The sequence below is a fragment of the Bradyrhizobium sp. genome (assembly GCF_004799445.1).
Taxonomy (GTDB): Bacteria; Pseudomonadota; Alphaproteobacteria; order Rhizobiales; family Xanthobacteraceae; genus Bradyrhizobium.
Window position 1 is genome coordinate 1 of the sequence record NZ_SSNA01000161.1, and the last position, 17938, is coordinate 17938.

12 protein-coding genes and 1 pseudogene are annotated in these 17938 nt (G+C 61.6%); 8 read left to right on the plus strand and 5 right to left on the minus strand.

The window, feature by feature from the left end; all coding sequences use genetic code 11:
* Window positions 1-591 precede the first annotated feature (591 nt).
* Both E8A46_RS21105 and E8A46_RS21110 read left to right on the plus strand, forming a co-directional pair.
* On the plus strand, window positions 592-3267 hold the full coding sequence (locus tag E8A46_RS21105; protein ID WP_291565509.1) for an arylsulfatase: 2676 nt from the start codon (window positions 592-594) through the stop codon (window positions 3265-3267).
* Between the two features lie 301 nt (window positions 3268-3568).
* Window positions 3569-4624 (plus strand): transporter, encoded by a 1056-nt coding sequence (locus E8A46_RS21110; RefSeq protein ID WP_291565438.1) that lies wholly within the window; start codon window positions 3569-3571, stop codon window positions 4622-4624.
* A 936-nt stretch (window positions 4625-5560) separates the two neighbouring features.
* Here E8A46_RS21110 and E8A46_RS21115 read toward each other — a convergent pair.
* Window positions 5561-6604 (minus strand): annotated as a pseudogene (locus E8A46_RS21115) (HAD family hydrolase); the annotation flags it as partial.
* Window positions 6605-6895: 291 nt separating this feature from the next.
* Here E8A46_RS21115 and E8A46_RS21120 point away from each other — a divergent pair.
* The 4 genes from E8A46_RS21120 (at window position 6896) to E8A46_RS21135 (ending at window position 13427) form a co-directional block, all read left to right on the plus strand.
* Complete coding sequence (locus tag E8A46_RS21120; RefSeq protein ID WP_291565441.1) at window positions 6896-8500, plus strand: arylsulfatase; 1605 nt, start codon at window positions 6896-6898, stop codon at window positions 8498-8500.
* 159 nt (window positions 8501-8659) lie between these two features.
* Window positions 8660-9769 carry a biotin/lipoyl-binding protein gene (locus tag E8A46_RS21125; RefSeq protein ID WP_291565446.1) on the plus strand — a complete coding sequence of 370 codons (1110 nt, stop codon included), beginning with the start codon at window positions 8660-8662 and terminating at the stop codon, window positions 9767-9769.
* Between the two features lie 130 nt (window positions 9770-9899).
* Entirely contained in the window at window positions 9900-10799 is a 900-nt protein-coding gene (locus tag E8A46_RS21130) for a transporter (protein ID WP_291565449.1), read from the plus strand.
* Between the two features lie 363 nt (window positions 10800-11162).
* On the plus strand, window positions 11163-13427 hold the full coding sequence (locus E8A46_RS21135; RefSeq protein WP_291565511.1) for a tetratricopeptide repeat protein: 2265 nt from the start codon (window positions 11163-11165) through the stop codon (window positions 13425-13427).
* 10 nt (window positions 13428-13437) lie between these two features.
* Here E8A46_RS21135 and E8A46_RS21140 read toward each other — a convergent pair whose 3' ends face one another.
* Entirely contained in the window at window positions 13438-14577 is a 1140-nt protein-coding gene (locus E8A46_RS21140; RefSeq protein WP_291565451.1) for an MFS transporter, read from the minus strand.
* 13 nt (window positions 14578-14590) lie between these two features.
* Here E8A46_RS21140 and E8A46_RS21145 point away from each other — a divergent pair, with 13 nt between their 5' ends.
* Together E8A46_RS21145 and E8A46_RS21150 are read left to right on the plus strand one after the other, a co-directional pair.
* A complete protein-coding gene (locus tag E8A46_RS21145) occupies window positions 14591-14845 on the plus strand; it encodes a hypothetical protein (protein WP_291565453.1) in 255 nt (84 codons plus the stop codon).
* Window positions 14846-15376: 531 nt separating this feature from the next.
* Window positions 15377-16174 carry a substrate-binding domain-containing protein gene (locus E8A46_RS21150; RefSeq protein ID WP_291565456.1) on the plus strand — a complete coding sequence of 266 codons (798 nt, stop codon included), beginning with the start codon at window positions 15377-15379 and terminating at the stop codon, window positions 16172-16174.
* Window positions 16175-16459: 285 nt separating this feature from the next.
* On the opposite strand, the gene E8A46_RS21155 is transcribed toward E8A46_RS21150, so the two are convergent.
* The 3 genes from E8A46_RS21155 to fdhD form a co-directional block, all read right to left on the minus strand.
* Window positions 16460-16732 (minus strand): PilZ domain-containing protein, encoded by a 273-nt coding sequence (locus E8A46_RS21155; RefSeq protein WP_291565458.1) that lies wholly within the window; start codon window positions 16730-16732, stop codon window positions 16460-16462.
* A gap of 172 nt (window positions 16733-16904) precedes the next feature.
* Window positions 16905-17117 (minus strand): formate dehydrogenase subunit delta, encoded by a 213-nt coding sequence (locus E8A46_RS21160; RefSeq protein ID WP_291565461.1) that lies wholly within the window; start codon window positions 17115-17117, stop codon window positions 16905-16907.
* A complete protein-coding gene (gene fdhD / locus E8A46_RS21165) occupies window positions 17107-17937 on the minus strand; it encodes a formate dehydrogenase accessory sulfurtransferase FdhD (RefSeq protein WP_291565464.1) in 831 nt (276 codons plus the stop codon). Before fdhD ends, E8A46_RS21160 begins: the two co-directional genes overlap by 11 nt.
* Window position 17938 lies beyond the last annotated feature (1 nt).

Genomic DNA, 17938 nt, shown 5'->3' on the forward strand with positions numbered 1-17938 from the left:
TCCGCCAGTTTGACGCCGGCACCGAGGCGTCAGGACCACACGACTTCGCCGTCCGCAAGCCAAGCGCCCTCGTCAGAAGCGCCACCTGCGTCCACCGCATCCCGCCCCAACGTTCGTGACGATGGCCAACGCCCCTCTGCGGGACAGGATGATTCGTTTCTACTGCTGTTTCTACCAGGTGGTCAAGCGATAATTCGGAAAATCAGAAATTTGGAGAGTTTCCGGGGCGGGTCAGCGAAGGATATAGATTTGATCAGGGTCGTCGGCGAAGCAGAGTTTTTTGCAAAGAGGGCTGGACAGACGGATCGACAAACTGCCCGTCATGCAAAATCAGCCGACCTGCCCGCCCTCATCTGGGCGCCTTTCGGACATGGCGGATCTGACTGGCGATCTCCGTTCGCGGGGGTAAAGCAGACATCCGGCAGCTAAGCGAAGATGTACACTTGTGACCCCGCAGAGGACATGCCGGTCTCGCGAAGGCGTCGAAAAACTTTTTGATCCAAATCAAGGCGTCACGTCGAGGGTCATCCAGTCTACGAAACCTTGTGGCGCGCTCAGTGATGGGTGCTTTCAAAAATGGAAAAATTCGTCATGGGTAGTTGTCGATTGAGCGTTGCGACACTGACACTGACCTTTCTGTTGTCCACAGCATCGAGCGCGCAACAAATCAACGGCGTGCCGGGCTCACCCAGCGCGACGACGACGATTCCGGGCGACCAGCTTCCGGCGCCGCCGGAAAAATTCGGTGGCAAGATCGAGCGCGAGGCGACCAAGTCGAAGCCTTACTGGCCGGCGCGCATCGTCCCGCCCAAAGGCGCGCCGAACGTGCTTTTGATCATCACCGACGATGCCGGCTATGGCGTGCCCTCGACGTTCGGTGGCGTGATTCCGACGCCTGCGCTCGATCGCATCGCAAACGAGGGGCTGCGCTACACCAATTTCCATTCGACAGCATTGTGTTCGCCGACCCGCGCGGCGCTGATCACGGGGCGCAATCATCACTCGGTCGGCTACGGCGTCATCGCCGAGCAGGCCACCGGCTATCCCGGCTATGACAGCGTCATCACCAAGGACAAGGCCACCATCGGCCGGATCCTGCAGGACAATGGTTACCACACCGCCTGGTTCGGCAAGAACCACAACACGCCGGAATATCAGGCCAGCCAGGCCGGGCCGTTCGATCAATGGCCTACCGGCATGGGCTTTGAATATTTCTACGGCTTCATGGGCGGCGACACCAACCAGTGGGAGCCGGGCAACCTGGTCCAGAACACTACGCCGATCTATCCCTATGTCGGAAAGCCCGGCTGGAACCTGATGACGGCGATGGCCGACGAGGCGATCGACTATGTTAATCGCATCAATGCCCTGTCGCCCGATCAACCCTTCCTGATCAAGTTCGCGCCGGGCGCCACCCACGCCCCGCACCACCCGACGCCGGAGTGGATCAAGAAGATCAGCGACATGCATCTGTTCGACGACGGCTGGAACAAGCTGCGCGACACAATCTACGCCAACCAGAAGAAGCTCGGCGTCATTCCGCAGGACGCCAAGCTGACGCCGTGGCCGAAGGACCTGATCAAGGAATGGGACCAGCTCAATGCCGACGAAAGGAAGCTGTTCATTCGGCAAGCCGATGTCTTCGGTGCTTTCGTCGCCTACGCCGACAATGAGATCGGCCGCGTGATCCAGGCGATCGACGACCTCGGCAAGCTCGACAACACGATCGTCATCTATATCACCGGCGACAACGGCACCAGCGCCGAGGGCCAGCCGAACGGCACGCCGAACGAAGTGGCGATGTTCAATCAGGCCAACCCTTCGGTCGAGGAGCAGCTCAAATATTTCTACGACGTCTGGGGCACCGACCGCACCTACGGCCACATGTCGATCGGCTGGGCCTGGGCGTTCGACACGCCGTTCTCCTGGACCAAGCAGATCGTTTCGCATTTCGGCGGCACCCGGCAGGGCATGGCGATCTCCTGGCCGAAGGTGATCACGGACAAGGGCGGCGTTCGCACCCAGTTCCACCATGTCATCGATGTGGTGCCGACGATTCTCGAGGCGGCCCATATCAAGCAGCCGACCATGGTGGATGGCATCAAGCAGAGCCCGATCGAGGGTGTCAGCATGATGTACACTTTCGACAAGAAGAACGCGAACGCGCCCACGAGGCATACGACGCAATATTTCGAAATGTTCGCCGATCGCGCGATTTATCACGACGGCTGGATCGCCAGCTCCAAGGTGCTACGGCCGCCATGGGTGACGGTTGCCAAACTGCCGAGCCCGCTGGAGTACCCCTGGGAGCTTTATGACCTCAAGAACGACTGGACGCAGTACGAAGATGTCGCGGCGAAATATCCGGCGAAGCTGAAGGAGATGCAGGACCTGTTCTGGAAGGAAGCGCAGAAATATCAGGTTTTGCCACTGGATTCATCGGTAGCCGGGCGCTTGGTAACACCGCGACCGAGCCTCAGCGCCGGCCGCACTTCCTTCACCTGGATCCGGCCAATGACCGGCACGCCGAACGGCGATGCGCCGAGCCTGCTCAACACCTCCTACAATTTCAAGGTCGACGTCGAGATACCACAAGGCGGCGCCGAGGGAATGTTGATTACGCAAGGCGGGAGGTTCGGCGGTTACGGCTTTTACGTTCGGAAGAACAAGCCGGTGTTCCTCTGGAACTTGGTCGACCTCAAGCGTGTACGCTGGGAGGGGCCGGAGCTGACACCCGGCAAGCACCAGATCGAGTTCGACTTCAAATATGACGGTCTCGGCGCAGCTACCATGATGTTCGGCAATTATAGCGGAATCGGGCAGGGCGGCACCGGTACGCTTAAGGTTGACGGCAACACGGTGGCGACCGAGAAAATGGAGCATACGCTTCCCTTCATCCTGCAGTGGGATGAATCGCTCGACATCGGGTCGGACACCGGCACGCCGGTGGACGACGACGACTACAGCACGCCGTTCACCTTCACCGGCAAGCTCAACAAGATCACGCTGAATATCGACCGCCCGAAATTGAGTCCCGCGGATCTCAAGGGTCTCGAGGATGCGGCGCGGGCCGCCGGTGACGGACCGACAGGCGATGCCGGCGCGGCTGCGGCCGCCACGCCGCAGGTTTCCGCCGATATCGGTCTGGGTCTGCTTCAGAAAGTCGAGCTGCGGCTGGACAAGCGCGGGGGCTGCCGCAAGCAGGCTGAAGCGCTGGGGCTCGGGATTCTCGAAAGGATCCAGTTCGTCCGCAAATGCATGGAGTGAAATTCCATCGACGAAGTTGTCGTGCTGACGAGTTCGAACTCGCGCAGTCCGACGATGCAACGAGCGGGTGGGGTGCCGTTTTCCAATGCTGCGTAGCAGCAGCGGTACGGATTTTTAACGAAATTTTTGCTGTTGTGACCCATCCGCCACGGTCTTCACACGCCGTATGTGAGCTACTGTTTGAAGAGGGTCGACTGCCTGGCGAATGGTTCTGCGCGAGAGAGTGCGCAGGTCCGCCGTTCTGTCGCAAACTTCCGATCACAGCTGGCGCGAATACCGCAATTCTGCATGGAGGTCTGCAATGGTACGAAATGAATCGAGATTTCGCTGGATTGGCCTGATGGCAGCGGGCGCGGCGCTTGTTTGCTCAGTGGAAGTCTCCCGCGCGGATGAAAGCGGTGTTTCGTTCTGGCTTCCGGGATTATACGGCAGCCTCGCCGCAACTCCCGGCACACCAGGTTGGTCAGTGGCCGCGATCTACTACCACACCTCGGTGAATGCGTCGGGGGCGGCGGCTGCGTCGCGGGAATTCCAGGTCGGACGATTTTCCCCGACCGTCAATATCAATCTGAATCTGGCCTTGAGCGGCCAGGCCGATCTGATGGTAGTCGCGCCGACCTACACCTTCGCGACGCCGGTGCTCGGCGGCCAGTTGTCCGCGACCCTGGCCGGCATCTATGGCAGAAACTCCGCGAGCCTCGCCGGCACGCTGACGGCGGCCGGGGGGCCGATCGTGACGACGCGCACGGGATTTCTTGAAGACGCGCTCACTTCCTATGGCGATCTCTATCCGACGCTGAAGCTGAAGTGGAACAGCGGCGTCAACAACTACATGGTCTACGCCGCCGGAGACATTCCCGTCGGCGACTACAATCCGAACCGGCTGGCCAATATCGGCATCGGTCACGGCGCCCTCGACGTCGGTGGCGGCTACACCTATCTTAATCCCGCATCAGGCATGGAATTGTCGGGCGTCGGCGGCTTCACCTACAATTTCAAGAATCCCGATACCCAATATCAGAGCGGCGTCGATTTCCATTTCGACTGGGGCGTGTCGCAGTTTCTGTCGAAGCAGGTCATTGTCGGCGTCGTCGGCTATGCCTATCAGCAGGTCACCGACGATTTCGGTCAGCCGGCCGTTCTCGGCGGCTTCCGCTCGCGCGTTCTCGGCGTCGGGCCGCAGATCGGATATATTTTCCCGATCGGGAGCAGTCAGGCGTTTCTGGGCCTGAAGGGATATGGCGAATTCGACGCCGCAAACCGACCGTCCGGCTGGAATACCTGGCTGACGTTCTCGATCTCCGAACCTGCACCCGTTAACACGGTGACGCCGACCCGGCACATGGTTACGAAATAAATGAACCAACAGATCGAGATCTTGGATGGGACGCCGCAACCGCCGTTGCGACGGTGACAGTTTGCCCAGCAACATGCTGGCGCGAAGCGTTCATGGATCGCCCTCCTTATGTCGCAACGAGTTTTTGACTTATGAATACGGCAGAAAGCTTGTAAGTTGTTGAAGGGCTGCTTCTGGCGCAAAGTGGCCCTTGGCGGGTAGCTTACCGATGTCTGCTCTCGGGGGTATTTCGGACAAGCCGTGGAAGCGGGGCACTTCCGTTTTTGACCCTGAGCGGACCTTACTTTTGAACCGGTCTCAGGGCCTCAGGTCAAATTCCCTGAGTTTCTTTGCCGCCGTGCCGAATTGGCCAAGTTGATAAACCGCCGCGCCCGCCGGCGAAAAGGTGAAGGGCTCGAACGGTTCGGTGAGCAGCTTGTCGAGGTAGGTTCGAGGTGCGAGGCCGGTGGAGACATGCGGACTAAAGCGTTCGGCCGTGTTTTTCGGAACAAACGTCGAAACATAGTCGATCAGGAAGGGGTCGATGACGCGATCATCTGAAGTCGTGACGAAGGCGGCCGAAGTTCCGCTCGTCACCGTGAAGGGGGCTACCGCGGCGACCAAGTCATCTTGCAGCTTGAGCAGTTCAGCTGTCGGCCTCGCGACAATCCCAGAGAGGCCCAGATCGTTGGATGGGACGTAGTAGTATTTGAAGGCTTCGAGCTTTATCCCGGTCACATTGGCGCGGGCAAGAACCTTGCCGGCGGCGGCATAGACCTTGTCGAGGTCCGCCGTGCGGACGAAACGCTGGATTAGCGTAATGTGAGGGCGGTGCGCCGCATCCAGCGCAAAGCCTTGCGGAAATATCTTCAGGTGGCTCGCGTTCACGGCTTCCGCATGGCGGAGCATGGTGGCGTCCGGCTCGAGCAGGATGTCGATGGCCGTGACCGTTCCCGGTTCGAACGGAAACACCAGGCCCCAATCGTTCTTCATGCTGACGACGGTCCAGCCTGCCTGCTTCGCTTGATCGTAAAGGGCCTGCGGGAACGCCCCTAGTTTCGGTTCGGGCAATCCCAGCGCCGGACCGTAGGCGTATTCGCGGGCCGCATCGTCGTGCAGCACCAGCAGTTCGAACCGCGCGCCGCCACCGGCTTGCGTGTATTCCAGCATTTCCTTGTCGCCACGGGAGTTGCCGAACGCGGCGATCGGACGACGGCCGATGTGCTGGTTGATGCCCACGGGCTTGCCGCCTTGGTCATCATTGAAGTTGAATTCCGGCAAGCGCACGAGAATGGGTTTTCCGTCGCGCATGTCGAACTTCGTCTTGATGCTGCTGCCGACAACCTGTTCGGGCGGGATGCCGTAAACGCGCGCCGCCCACGGCCGCATGAACTCGATGCCGCCGCCGGAAACGATGTAGTTCTTGAAGCCGTTGGCGCGGAGGTAGGACAGCACTTCGAGCATGGGCTGATAGACCATGTCGGTATAGAGCTGGCCGGTTTTCGGATGCTTCGCGGTGGCGATCCAGTTTTTTACGATCTGCTCGAATTCCGCCGTGGTCATGCCCGCATGGGTGGCCATGACGATTTCGAGCAGGGCGTGGTCGCCGCCGGCCATTGCCTTTTGAAAATCGCCCTTCAGGAGGGAGGCGAACGGCTCCCGGGTTTTCCATTCCGGGTGCTGCGGCGCCAGCGCCTTGACGCGGTCGAGCGCGAAATACAATTGCACCGGCATCGGCTGTTCGCACCACAGCGTGCCGTCATTGTCGAAGGTCGCGATGCGTTCGGGCACCGGCACGAAGTCCGGCGAGCCGGGTTTGGTGACCTTCTCGACAAAGGCGATGATGGATTGCTTCGCCGGGCCGTCGTTCCACGACGGCAGGGGATCGGCAGCTTGCGAAACGACGGTGGTGAACCCCAGCGCAACGAGGGCGAAAATGATGAGAACGGCCTTGAGCGCCGTTCTCTGCATACCGAATTTGGCGTTCTGCTTTATGCCCATGTTCAAACGGCCTCGCAGAGGTTTGCCGACACAAAAAGGCGTCCAGCCACACTCAACGGCTATTCTGCGTTCCGGTCTTCCGACTTGAGCCAAATCAAGGCCGGCTAATCCGCCCAACTCTAGCTTGGCCCATTAGCCGGCCGGCCTGTGCCGACCTGACCAACAAAAAACCGACAATTGCTCAAGATCACTTGGTTTCATCAGCCTGGCTCGCCGTCCCCCCAGGTATCGCAACGGCCTTTTTGAGCCCTGGCCGCGGGGACGCGGCACAAACAGAGAAGGAAACGCTGCATGGCAAGATGGAAGCACGCGTTGGTCGCGATCACGCTCGCGGCGCCGCTATTGGCGCCTGCGACTGTGCAAGCGCAGCAGCCGCGAAAGCCGAATATCGTCATCATCTGGGGTGACGACATCGGCCAATCCAATGTCAGCGCCTATTCGCGCGGGATGATGGGGTATCAGACACCGAACATCGACCGCATTGCCAATGAAGGCACGATGTTCACCGACTATTATGCGGAGCAGAGCTGCACCGCCGGCCGTGCTTCCTTCATCACCGGGCAGTCGGGCTTGCGCACCGGCATGACCAAGGTCGGTCTGCCCGGCGCCACGCTCGGGTTGCAGAAGGAAGATCCGACGATTGCCGAACTGCTCAAGCCGCTCGGCTACGCGACCGGCCAATTCGGCAAGAACCATCTTGGCGACCGTAACGAATTTCTGCCGACCGTGCACGGCTTCGACGAGTTCTACGGCAATCTCTATCACCTCAACGCCGAGGAAGAGCCGGAGCTGCCCGACTATCCAAAGAGCCCCGAGTTTCGTGCCAAGTTCGGACCGCGCGGCGTGATGGACTGCAAAGCGTCGGACAAGGACGATCCGACGGTCGATCCACGCTTCGGACGGGTCGGCAAGCAGGTCTGCACCGACACCGGCCCGCTAACGAAAGCGCGGATGGTCGGAATCGACGACGACATCGCCAACCGTGCAGCCGACTACATCAAGCGGATGAACAAGGCCGGAAAGCCGGCGTTCGTCTGGGTGAACTTCACACACATGCACTTCCGCACCCACACCAAGCCTGAAAGCATCGGCCAATCCGGGCGTTGGCAGAGCCCGTATCACGACGCCATGATCGACCACGACAAGAACGTCGGCACGGTGCTCAAGGCGATCGACGACGAGGGCATCGCCAACAACACCTTCGTCATGTACTCGACCGACAACGGTCCGCATATGAACTCATGGCCGGATGGCGCGATGACGCCGTTCCGCAACGAAAAGAACTCGAACTGGGAAGGCGCCTACCGGGTACCGGCGATGTTCCGCTGGCCGGGCAAGATCAAGCCGGGCCAGGTCTCCAACGACATCGTCGCCCATCTCGACATGCTGCCGACGCTGCTGGCGGTCGCCGGCGATACCGATGTCAAAAGCAAACTGCTCACCGGCTACAAGGCCGGCGACATGACCTACAAGGTCCATCTCGACGGCGACAACCTCGTGCCTTACCTCACCGGTCAGGCTCCGAAGAGCCCGCGTGAATCCTTCCTCTACATCAACGACGACCAGCAATTGACGGGCCTTCGTTATGACAACTGGAAGCTCGTGTTCATGGAACAGCGTGCTACGGGAACGTTGCGTATCTGGTCGGAGCCGTTCACTAACTTGCGGATTCCGAAGATTTTCAACCTCCGAACCGACCCCTACGAGCGCGCGGACATCACCTCGAACACCTACTACGACTGGCTGCTTGACCACGCCTTTCAGCTGGTCCCGGCACAGGCCTATGTCGGTCAGTTCCTGACGACGTTCAAGGATTTTCCGCAGCGTCAGAAGGCGGCCAGCTTCAACATGGATGAAGTGATGCAGAAGCTGGGGGAGTCGTCAGCAAAGGATTAGGCGCCGTCGATGCAAATGATCTGCGGCCGGCCATGCTCTGTGGTCGGCCGCAGGAACGATCGGACCGGGGAGTCAGAGATATAACCCGGGCCTAGTCGTCATCACCAGCGCGATACCGCGCTGAAGTTAGCAGCGCGTTGAGACGCGCGGAGACCGACCATGCTGATCATCGCAATTCTCTACATCGGCATCGCCTGGCTGGTGTTCTTCCGGTTCAAGCTGCTGCCGTGGAACTGGCCGTGGCGGATTGTCACGGCGCTGCTCGGCTGCGTCATCCTCGCGGTATTCATTGCTCTTCTCAACACGCTGACGCCTTCCGGCCGGATCGCGGTTGTCGGACGTGTCGTCGAGGTGACGCCAAACGTCGCCGGCACCGTCACGTCGATACCGGTCGAGCCCAATGAGCTTGTCAAGGCCGGAACGGTCCTGTTCCAGATTGATCCCGCCCCTTACGACGCCAAGGTAAAACAGCTTCGCGCGGCCGTCGCGGAGGCGCGGCAGAAGGTGGAGCAACTCAAGTCCCAGGTCGATCTCGTGGTCGCGGATGTCAAAGGTGTGGGCTCTCAGCTGGACTATGCGGAAAAGCGGCGTGATGACGTTGAAAGACTTGCGAAGACCGGCGCGACGAACCAGTTCGCGCTTCAGGATGCGGTTGCAAAAGTCGATGGGCTCACCGCGCAGGTCCAGGCCGCCAACGCCAGGGAGATCAATGCGCGGTTGGCCCTCGGATCGGAAATCGGCGGTGAGAATACCACCGTCGCCCAACTCAACGCACAACTCGAAAACGCGCAATGGGAGCTCGATCAGACGACCGTGAAAGCAGCGGACGACGGCTATGTCAGCATCATGACACTCGCGGTCGGAGCCCGGGCGGTGCCGTTTCGGGGGGCGATGTCGTTTATTCTCGCCGACGACATGTCCATCGTCGGCGTGTTCGACCAAAACGGATTCAAGAATATCAAGCGCAGCGCGCCGGTGAAGCTCGTGTTCGCAAACCGGCCCGGTAAAGTCTTTTATTCCGCAATTTCGGATGTCTATCGAGGCGTCGGCCAGGGTCAGGTCGCGGTTTCCGGCACGCTGGCCCGAGCGGAGACGGTCGGGACCAGTTCGACCTTTCCGGCGAAAATCGAAATCCCAAAGGGCATCGACCCTGATATGCTCCGGCTCGGCATGGTGGGAACGGCGACGGTCATCTCCGACAAAGCGGGCCCGATCGGACTTTTGGCTACGATTCTTCTTTGGGTGAAGGCATACGCCGCGTATCTATGATGCGGTCTGCTTGGCCTTGACCGTCGGACATCTATCCGGTCGGTTCTTGGGCGGTTTCGTGAGAGGGACCGTTGGTGTTCTTTCTTGCGGCCATATTGCGGCTGAATGCGGTCGATACGGAGCGTCGCCAATGCGAGCGGGAATTTTTCCCGGACGGAAAAGACGCGATGCTGGCGTCACGGTCGCCCTTGTACTTTTTAGCGTTTGCCTCCTCGTTGCGATGATCCTGCGGCCGACGGTTGCCGCCTCACAAGACGCGTCCTCCCGTGATGAAAGCAATGCGGGCCTGGACTTCTTCAGGCCTCCGTCGAATCTGTTTCAGATCATGACCTATTACAAGACGGCTCCAGGAAGCGGACCCACGAGCGGATCTACTGCCAACGTCACGACCGAGACGCTCAATCTGCGTTATGACCACGCAGTGGCTCTCGCGCCGATGTGGGTCCTGGCGCTGCGCTCAGATTTGCCTCTACTTGCCAAGAATCCCTTCTCTTCCAGCAATCCCGATGGCGATTACCTGCATGGCGTCGGTGATGCTGATGTTCAGGCTGCCATCATCCATAATTTGAGCCAGCGTTGGGCGGTCGGCTTTGGCGCCCGCCTGATCGCGCCCACGGGTGGAGACACGTTCGGCTCGGGAAAATGGCAGATGATGCCCATTGTCGGCGTGCGCTACGCGTTGTGGGAGATCAATTCATCCAGCTATTTCGAGCCGATCGTTCGATACGACGCGAGCGTTGCCGGTGATCCGACCAGGAGAAATATCAGCAACCTGCAATTTGCGCCGACATTCAACCTGGGGCTTTCGGACCGATGGTTCCTTACCTTCTATCCGAACGCAGATATCCGGATAAATCTGGGAGACCCGATCACCGGCCAGACCGGCCGGCTGTTCCTGCCGTTCGACGCCAGAATCGGACGCAAACTGTCGGACAATGCCGCGCTCTCGTTCGAGCTCGGCGTCCCCATCATCAAGGACTATCCGATCTATAATATAAAGACGCAGGTCAGGCTGAACGTGACCTATTAGATTTCTACGGAATGCCCGGATATTCCGGCTGCCCGAATTGACGAATCCGCTCCCCGATCCACGCGCGGCCCACTTGACTTGAGGGCACGCCGGCCGATGATGATAGCGGTCCTGGTGGAGGATTGTTCGATCGCTTTTTTGCGATCCCGGCACTGAGGGACTAGGCCGTTGGCACGCAAGCGACGCAAATCCGGCAAGATAGTTGGATCGCGGAAAAAATCTGCCGGAGAGCCGACGCAGGCCGAACTGTCGCAAGAAACGACTTCTGACATATCCAGAACCACTGTCCTCTCGGGACGTCTGATTTGGATTTCGGCGGTGGCGGCCGTGCTGGTCATCGCCGCCGCCGGCTTTGGCTTACATCTGCGCAGTGGTAACGGGATTGCGCCGACGGCAAGTTTCGTCGGCAGCCAGACATGTGCAGGCTGCCACCAGACCGAAGCAAAATTGTGGGAGGCCTCGCAGCACAAGGCAGCGATGCAGCACGCGACCGACAAGACCGTGCTCGGCGACTTCAACGACGCAGGCTTCGATTATTACGGCGTGCATTCCCGCTTCTTCCGCAAGGACGGAAAATTTCTCGTTGAAACAGACGGTGCGGACGGCAAGCTTGCCGTGTTCGAGGTGAAATACACTTTCGGTATTGATCCGCTGCAGCAATATTTGGTGGAATTCCCCGACGGTCGTATTCAGACACTGTCGATCGCCTGGGATAGCAGGCCGAAGGAAAAAGGCGGACAGCGCTGGTTCCACATCTATCCTGACGAGGAGATCAAACACGACGATATCCTGCACTGGACCAGGCTGAACCAGAACTGGAATTTCATGTGCGCGGAGTGCCACTCGACCGGCCTGCGCAAGAACTACGACGCCAGCACCGATCATTTCGCCACCGGCTGGGCGGAGATCAGCGTGGGTTGCGAGGCGTGCCATGGACAAGGTTCGTCTCACGCTGCCTGGGCGCGCGACCAGAAGAGCTGGTGGCCATTTGGCAAGCGCGAGGATTTGAACAAGGGATTGCTCGTTCGCTTCGACGAGCGCTCCGATGTGACCTGGCCGATTGATCCGCAGACCGGGACGGCGCGGCGCAGCGCCGGGCCCGTCACGCTTCGCAAGGAAGTCGAAACCTGCGGATTGTGCCACGCGCGCCGCGCCGGGTTCCACGAAGACTGGATTCCCGGCCGGTGGCTGTCGCAAACCCATGTAGTCGAACCGCTGGCGCGCAGCACCTATCAGGTCGACGGATCGATCCGCGACGTGGAAGAGCCTTATAATTATACGCCGTTCAAGCAGAGCAAGATGTTCGCCGCCGGTGTCACCTGCAGCGATTGCCACGAGCCTCACAGCTCGAAGCTTCGGGTCTCGGGTGAGGGGGTCTGCCTGCAATGCCACGCGTCCGAGAAGTACGCCGATGTCAGGCATCGCCATCACGGTGGCGTCGACCCGCCGCCAACCTGCATTTCATGCCATATGCCGGCGCGCACCTACATGGTCGTCGATCCGCGCCATGATCACAGCTTTCGCATCCCGAGGCCCGATCTTTCCGTCACGCTCGGCACCCCGAATGCGTGCAACGATTGCCATGGCGACAAGGCACCGCAATGGGCCGCCGCGGCCGTCGAAGGCTGGTTCGGCCCGGACCGCAAGGGCTTTCAGACCTACGGGGCGGCTTTCCATGCTTCGCGTACGGACCAGGCGGATGCCGCCGCGCTCCTTGCGGCCCTCGCAGCGGATCCCAACGCGCCAGCCGTTGCGCGCGCGAGCGCGCTTGACGAGCTTGGGTCTCGTGTTTCACCCGCGAACATCGGCCTGGCGCGAACCGCGCTCGCCGACGCCGATCCAATGGTCCGGATCGGCGGGCTCGACATGCTGGAAAATGTACCCGCCGGTCAGATCTGGCCCTGGGTGTCTGCACTGCTGTCCGATCCGGTGCGGGGCGTTCGGATCAGGGCGGCTTCGCTGCTCGCAGCCGTTCCGACTGCAAGCCAGCCTCCAGCCGACCGGGAACGATTTGAGCGCGCGGCGACCGAGTTTGTGGCCGCGCAACGCTTCAACGCCGACCGGCCGGAAGCCCGCACGACATTGGGGAATTTTCTTGCCCGGCGCGGACAGCCAGTCGGCGCCGAGACCGAATACAAGGCTGCGCTCCAACTCAGCCCGCGATACGTCGCGGCAACCATCAACCTGGCTGACCTCTATCGGCAGCTCGGCCGGGACAGCGACGGGGAAGCCGTGCTTCGCGCCGCGACCGCCGTTTCGCCCCGCGACGCCGCGGCGTATCACGCGCTCGGCCTGACGCTCACCAGGCTCAAGAAGCCGGAAGCGGCACTCGCCGAGTTTCGGCGCGCGACCGAGCTCGCGCCGGATGGGGCCCGATATGCCTACGTCTACGCTGTTGCGCTGAACTCCGGCGGTCAGGGCGATAAAGCCATGGCGGTATTGAAGGAGAGCCTGGCGCTTCATCCGAACGACCGCGATATCCTGTCAGCGCTGGTTGCCTTCAATCGCGCGGCCGGGGATACCGGTTCCGCGCTCGCTTATGCCGAACGGCTGGCTGTCGTCATGCCGGATGACCGGGGCCTGGCAGGCCTTATTCAGGAGCTTCGGCGCCCGACCAAACCGAACTAGGGGTACGTCTTCACGGCAGCGCCAGCAGTCCAGCGGCGATCGCCAAAGTGGCGAGCGCCGACAGCGCCAGCGACCAGTGCACGCCGATCAGGCTGCCGAGCAGGCCAACGGAAACGCCGCTGAAGGCGCGCAAGCCGAGGCTCGCCATGTTGAACAGGCCGATGACGCGTCCGCGCTTGTCGGGCGGCGCATTGATCTGGACCAGGCTCTGCGCCATGGCGTTGAAGGATAGTTCCAAAAATCCCGCGGCAAACAGGAAGCCGAGCGCGAGCGGATAGCTTGTCGCCTGCGAGAAGCTCGCCAGCGCTCCGCACCACAGCATCGCGAGCACGATCGCGGTGCGCGGCCGCGGCGGCAGCAACCCCCGGCTTTCGAGCACGATACCCCCCAGAAACGCGCCGGCGGCATCGGCGGCCAGCAGCATGCTGTAGGACACGCCGGGATCGCCATGGCCGAGATCGGTCGCGAGCCCCGGCATTTGCGAACTATAGGCATTGCCGACAAAGAACGACGCCGCACCGGCCAGCAGTGTCATCGAGACGATGACGGCATGAGGCTTGATGTCCTGCACCGTCTGCACGATGTCGCCAAAGCCGCGGACGGCGCGGCGCGGGGCGGGGATGCCGGTGCGGTAGCGCGGACCATAGGGCGCGTTGACGAGCCACAGCACCAGCGGCAGATAGAACACCGTGTTGAGCATGATGCCGGGCGCCGGCCCGAGCGCGATCAGGATGACGCCGCCGACGGCAGGGCCAATCAGGATGCCGAGATAACGCGCCATCGCGTTGAGCCGCACCGCGCTCTCCAGATCCTGCGGGCCGACGATATCGTAGAGCAGCATCTGGTTCGGCGTCTGCCACAGCACCCCGGCGCAGCCATGAATCACCAGGATCACCATGGCCTGCCACATCTGCAGGGTGTCGGTGACGAAGAAATAGCTCCAGCTCAGGGAGGCGATGATGAACAGGGTCATGCCGATCTGGATGATCCGGCGCGGGTCGAAGCGGTCGGCGAGCGCGCCGGCGGCGACCGAGAACAGCAGGAACGGCAGCCAGTGCGACACGATGGCGAAACCCGCCAGGGCCGGCGAGTGAAATTTCTGGAACACCATCCAGTAGCTGATGACGTGCTCGATATTGTCCGCCATCATGGCGAGCACATAGGTGATGAACTGGGCCCGGAAGCCCGGGTGGCGCATCGCCGCAAAAGACCGCTGGGTGGATGACGCGGTGACGGGGGCAGTTCTCGTATCGCTCATCAAGGAACCGTTGGCTGCGCTGTGGGAGGGCCACATCCGGCAGCGCAATGCATTGGACATGTTCGAAGGGATGGTGGATTCGGATATTACGGTTTGCCCGGCCACCATGTCGATGGGCTCAATCGAATACCACTCGACCGATGTTGCATGGCCGCGCTGATGAGCGATCGGCAACCAGCAGGCGCGGCGGTTGTCTCTGATCGTAGGGTGGGCAAAGCGAAGCGTGCCCACCATGATAAATCGAATTCAAGTGGTGGGCACGGCGCGAAGCGCGCCTTGGTCTTACTGCGTCATAACCGGCTTTTCACCTCATCCTGAGGAGCTTGCGCAGCAAGCGTCTCGATGGATGTGGCCCGGGAAATACATGCGGGGGCCTCATGGCTCGAGACGGCGCTTGCGCGCCTCCTCACCATGAGGGTTTAGTCGAGTGACCCAGTAAGAATAGCCCACCCTATTATGCCCTGCACGCTAGGATGCCCGTCCTATCGCGCTCTTCTCCGACATTGCGAGCGCAAGCGAAGCAATCCAGTGTCAGGGGCAAGCTGGATTGCTTCGTCGCCCAGGCTCCCTTGCGCAAACGCTTTGCGTTTGTCGCAGGCAATGACGATGAACGGTGATCTTGCCGCCCCAGTCGCGCCGCGCCATACTCATTTCAATGCTCCGACAACGACCAGCCTGAGGAGATGCCCTTATGAAACCGTGGCCGCTTGTTCGACGATTATCCGTGATCGGCGTGGCCGCGCTGTTGGCGGTGAGGGCCGCTGCCGCCGCCGATGTGCAGGTGATGATCTCGTCCGGCTTTTATGGAGTCTATTCCGAACTGGGTCCGGCTTTCGAGCGTGCGAGCGGCGACCATCTGGTCACCACGCGCGGTCCATCGATGGGTGACTCTCCGGAGGCCATTCCGGCGCGGCTGGCGCGAGGCGAGGTCGCCGATGTCGTGATCCTGGATGGCGGGGCCGCCGACGAACTCGGCAAGCGGGGACTGGTGCGCCTCGACAGCAAGACCGAGCTCGCCCGCTCACTGATCGGCATGGTGGTGCGCGAAGGCGCCGCAAAACCCGATATCGGGAGCGTCGAGGCCTTCCGGGACACGCTGCTGGCGGCAAAGTCGATCGCCTACTCTGACAGCGGTAGCGGCACCTATCTGTCGACCAAATTGTTCGCCCGGCTCGGCGTCGCCGGAGAGATCGCGGGCAAGAGCCGAAAGGTGAGGGGACCTCCGTCCGGCGAGCCGGTGGCCGCGGTGGTCGCGCGCGGCGAGGCGGAAATCGGCTTCCAGCAGGTCAGCGAACTGATCCATGTCCCCGGCATCAGCTTCGTCGGTGCGATTCCGGCCGAGCTCCAGCCGATGTTCACGTTCGCCGGCGCGCTCGCCAGTACGGTCCAGCAGCCCGAGGCGGCCGCTGCGCTGCTCCGGTTCCTGGCTTCGCCCGAAGCCGCGCCGGTGATCGTGAAGGCCGGACTGGCGCCGCCCTCGGAGCGCTAACCCGGGATGGTTTTAGGTTGAGGTGCGGCGGCGATCCGTGGCTGCTCCCTCTCCCCGCCTGCGGGGTCGAGACGAGCAGAGCTCGCTCTTTAGAGGGTTGGGGTGAGGGGGACTCTCGTCAAAGTCGGACTCGCGGATAGTCCCCCTCACCCGATCACTTCGTGATCGACCTCTCCCCGCAAGCGGGGCGAGGTAGCCGAAATGCGCGAACAGACCGATTCAATCAAAATTCATCCGGCGTTAGCCCGCGCAAACCGGTTTCACCGATGCGGACGCCTGGCGATATCAGGGCAGGAATTTGATGCCGTAGGTCTTGCCGCGACGCCAGACGACTTCGCAGAGCTCGCGCTTCGGATGATCCGGCACCAGCGCCAGTTCGAAGGTGTCCCTGACATCCATCGCATCATCGGTCGCGATCCTGGCGCCGCCCGGCGAGACGTCCAACACGAAGCATTCACGCTTGGTCATGCCGTTGTCGACCGTCATCCAGGCTGGCTGCTTGCGCAGCTGCCGTCGCGGTTCGCGCGGTACCTTGGCCCTGTACTCAAGCACGGTCATGATGACCACCCGTCGTTGGACGTGACGGCGATCGGCTCGGCGATCGTCAAAACAGGTCGCCAGATTGACGGCGATTTCGTAAAGTTCCCTTAGCGCATTACCTTGAAGTTTATCGGTTTACGTCGCCGGGATGTCCGGCAGCCCCCCGCGATCGCCACCTTCGATGGGCCTTCTAGGCCTGCTTCAGCGCCGCGATGGCATCCCGGACATCCGGATCGAGGCCCGCGCCGCCGGCGTCGAGATGGGCGAGGATCGCCGTGCGCATCCGCGGATCCCAGAATTTTCGGATGTGCTCGGCAATGCCCGGAACCGCCTTGTCGTGGCCCTGGCTGTGGAAGAACTTGCCGATTTGATTGGCCATGTAGACCAGCCGGTCAGGCGACATGGACGGCTCCTTGCGTGACGGCCGCGGACGTAATGCGGCCCGGATGGGTGAAGATCTCGAAGCCGTCGCCACGCGCGATGGCCGCAAGCGTAATGCCGGCGGCATCCGCCATCCGTACCGCCAGCGCGGTCGGCGCGGAAACCGCGACCATCACGGCTGCGCCCATCGCGGCCGTCTTCTGCACCATCTCGACCGAGACCCTGCTGGTCAGCAACACCATGCCCTGATCAGTCGAGATCCCGCCCTGCGCCAGCGCGCCGGCCAGCTTGTCGAGCGCATTGTGGCGGCCGACGTCCTCGCGCAGGGCGACAGTGCCGCGCCCCGGCATCCAGAACGCCGCGGCATGCACCGCGCGGGTTTCGACGTTGATCGTTTGCAATGGCGGAATGCTCTGCATCGCCGTCATCACCTCTTGCGAGGAGAATCCTCGGCCCTGCGCGACGATGGCCGCCGGGCGCACCGCCTCGGCAATCGACTCGATCCCGCAAATTCCGCAACCCGTGGGGCCGGCGATATGCCGCCGCCGTTCATTGAGCCGATCCGCCCGCGATGGCGCCAGCCACATCCGCAGCTCGATGCCGTCGTCGAGACCGATGATATCGAGCGAACGGATATCGTCGGGGGATTGCACGATGCCTTCGCTGAGGCTGAACCCGACGGCGAAATCCCGGAGATTCTGCGGGGTGGCCATCATCACGGCATAGGTGCCGCCATTATAGGTCAGCGCAATCGCGGTCTCTTCCGGAATCGCACGCCTGCCGCGGCTGGGGCCGCCGTCGCGCCAGACCTGACGATCAACCGTGCGAACCGGGTCGTGCATC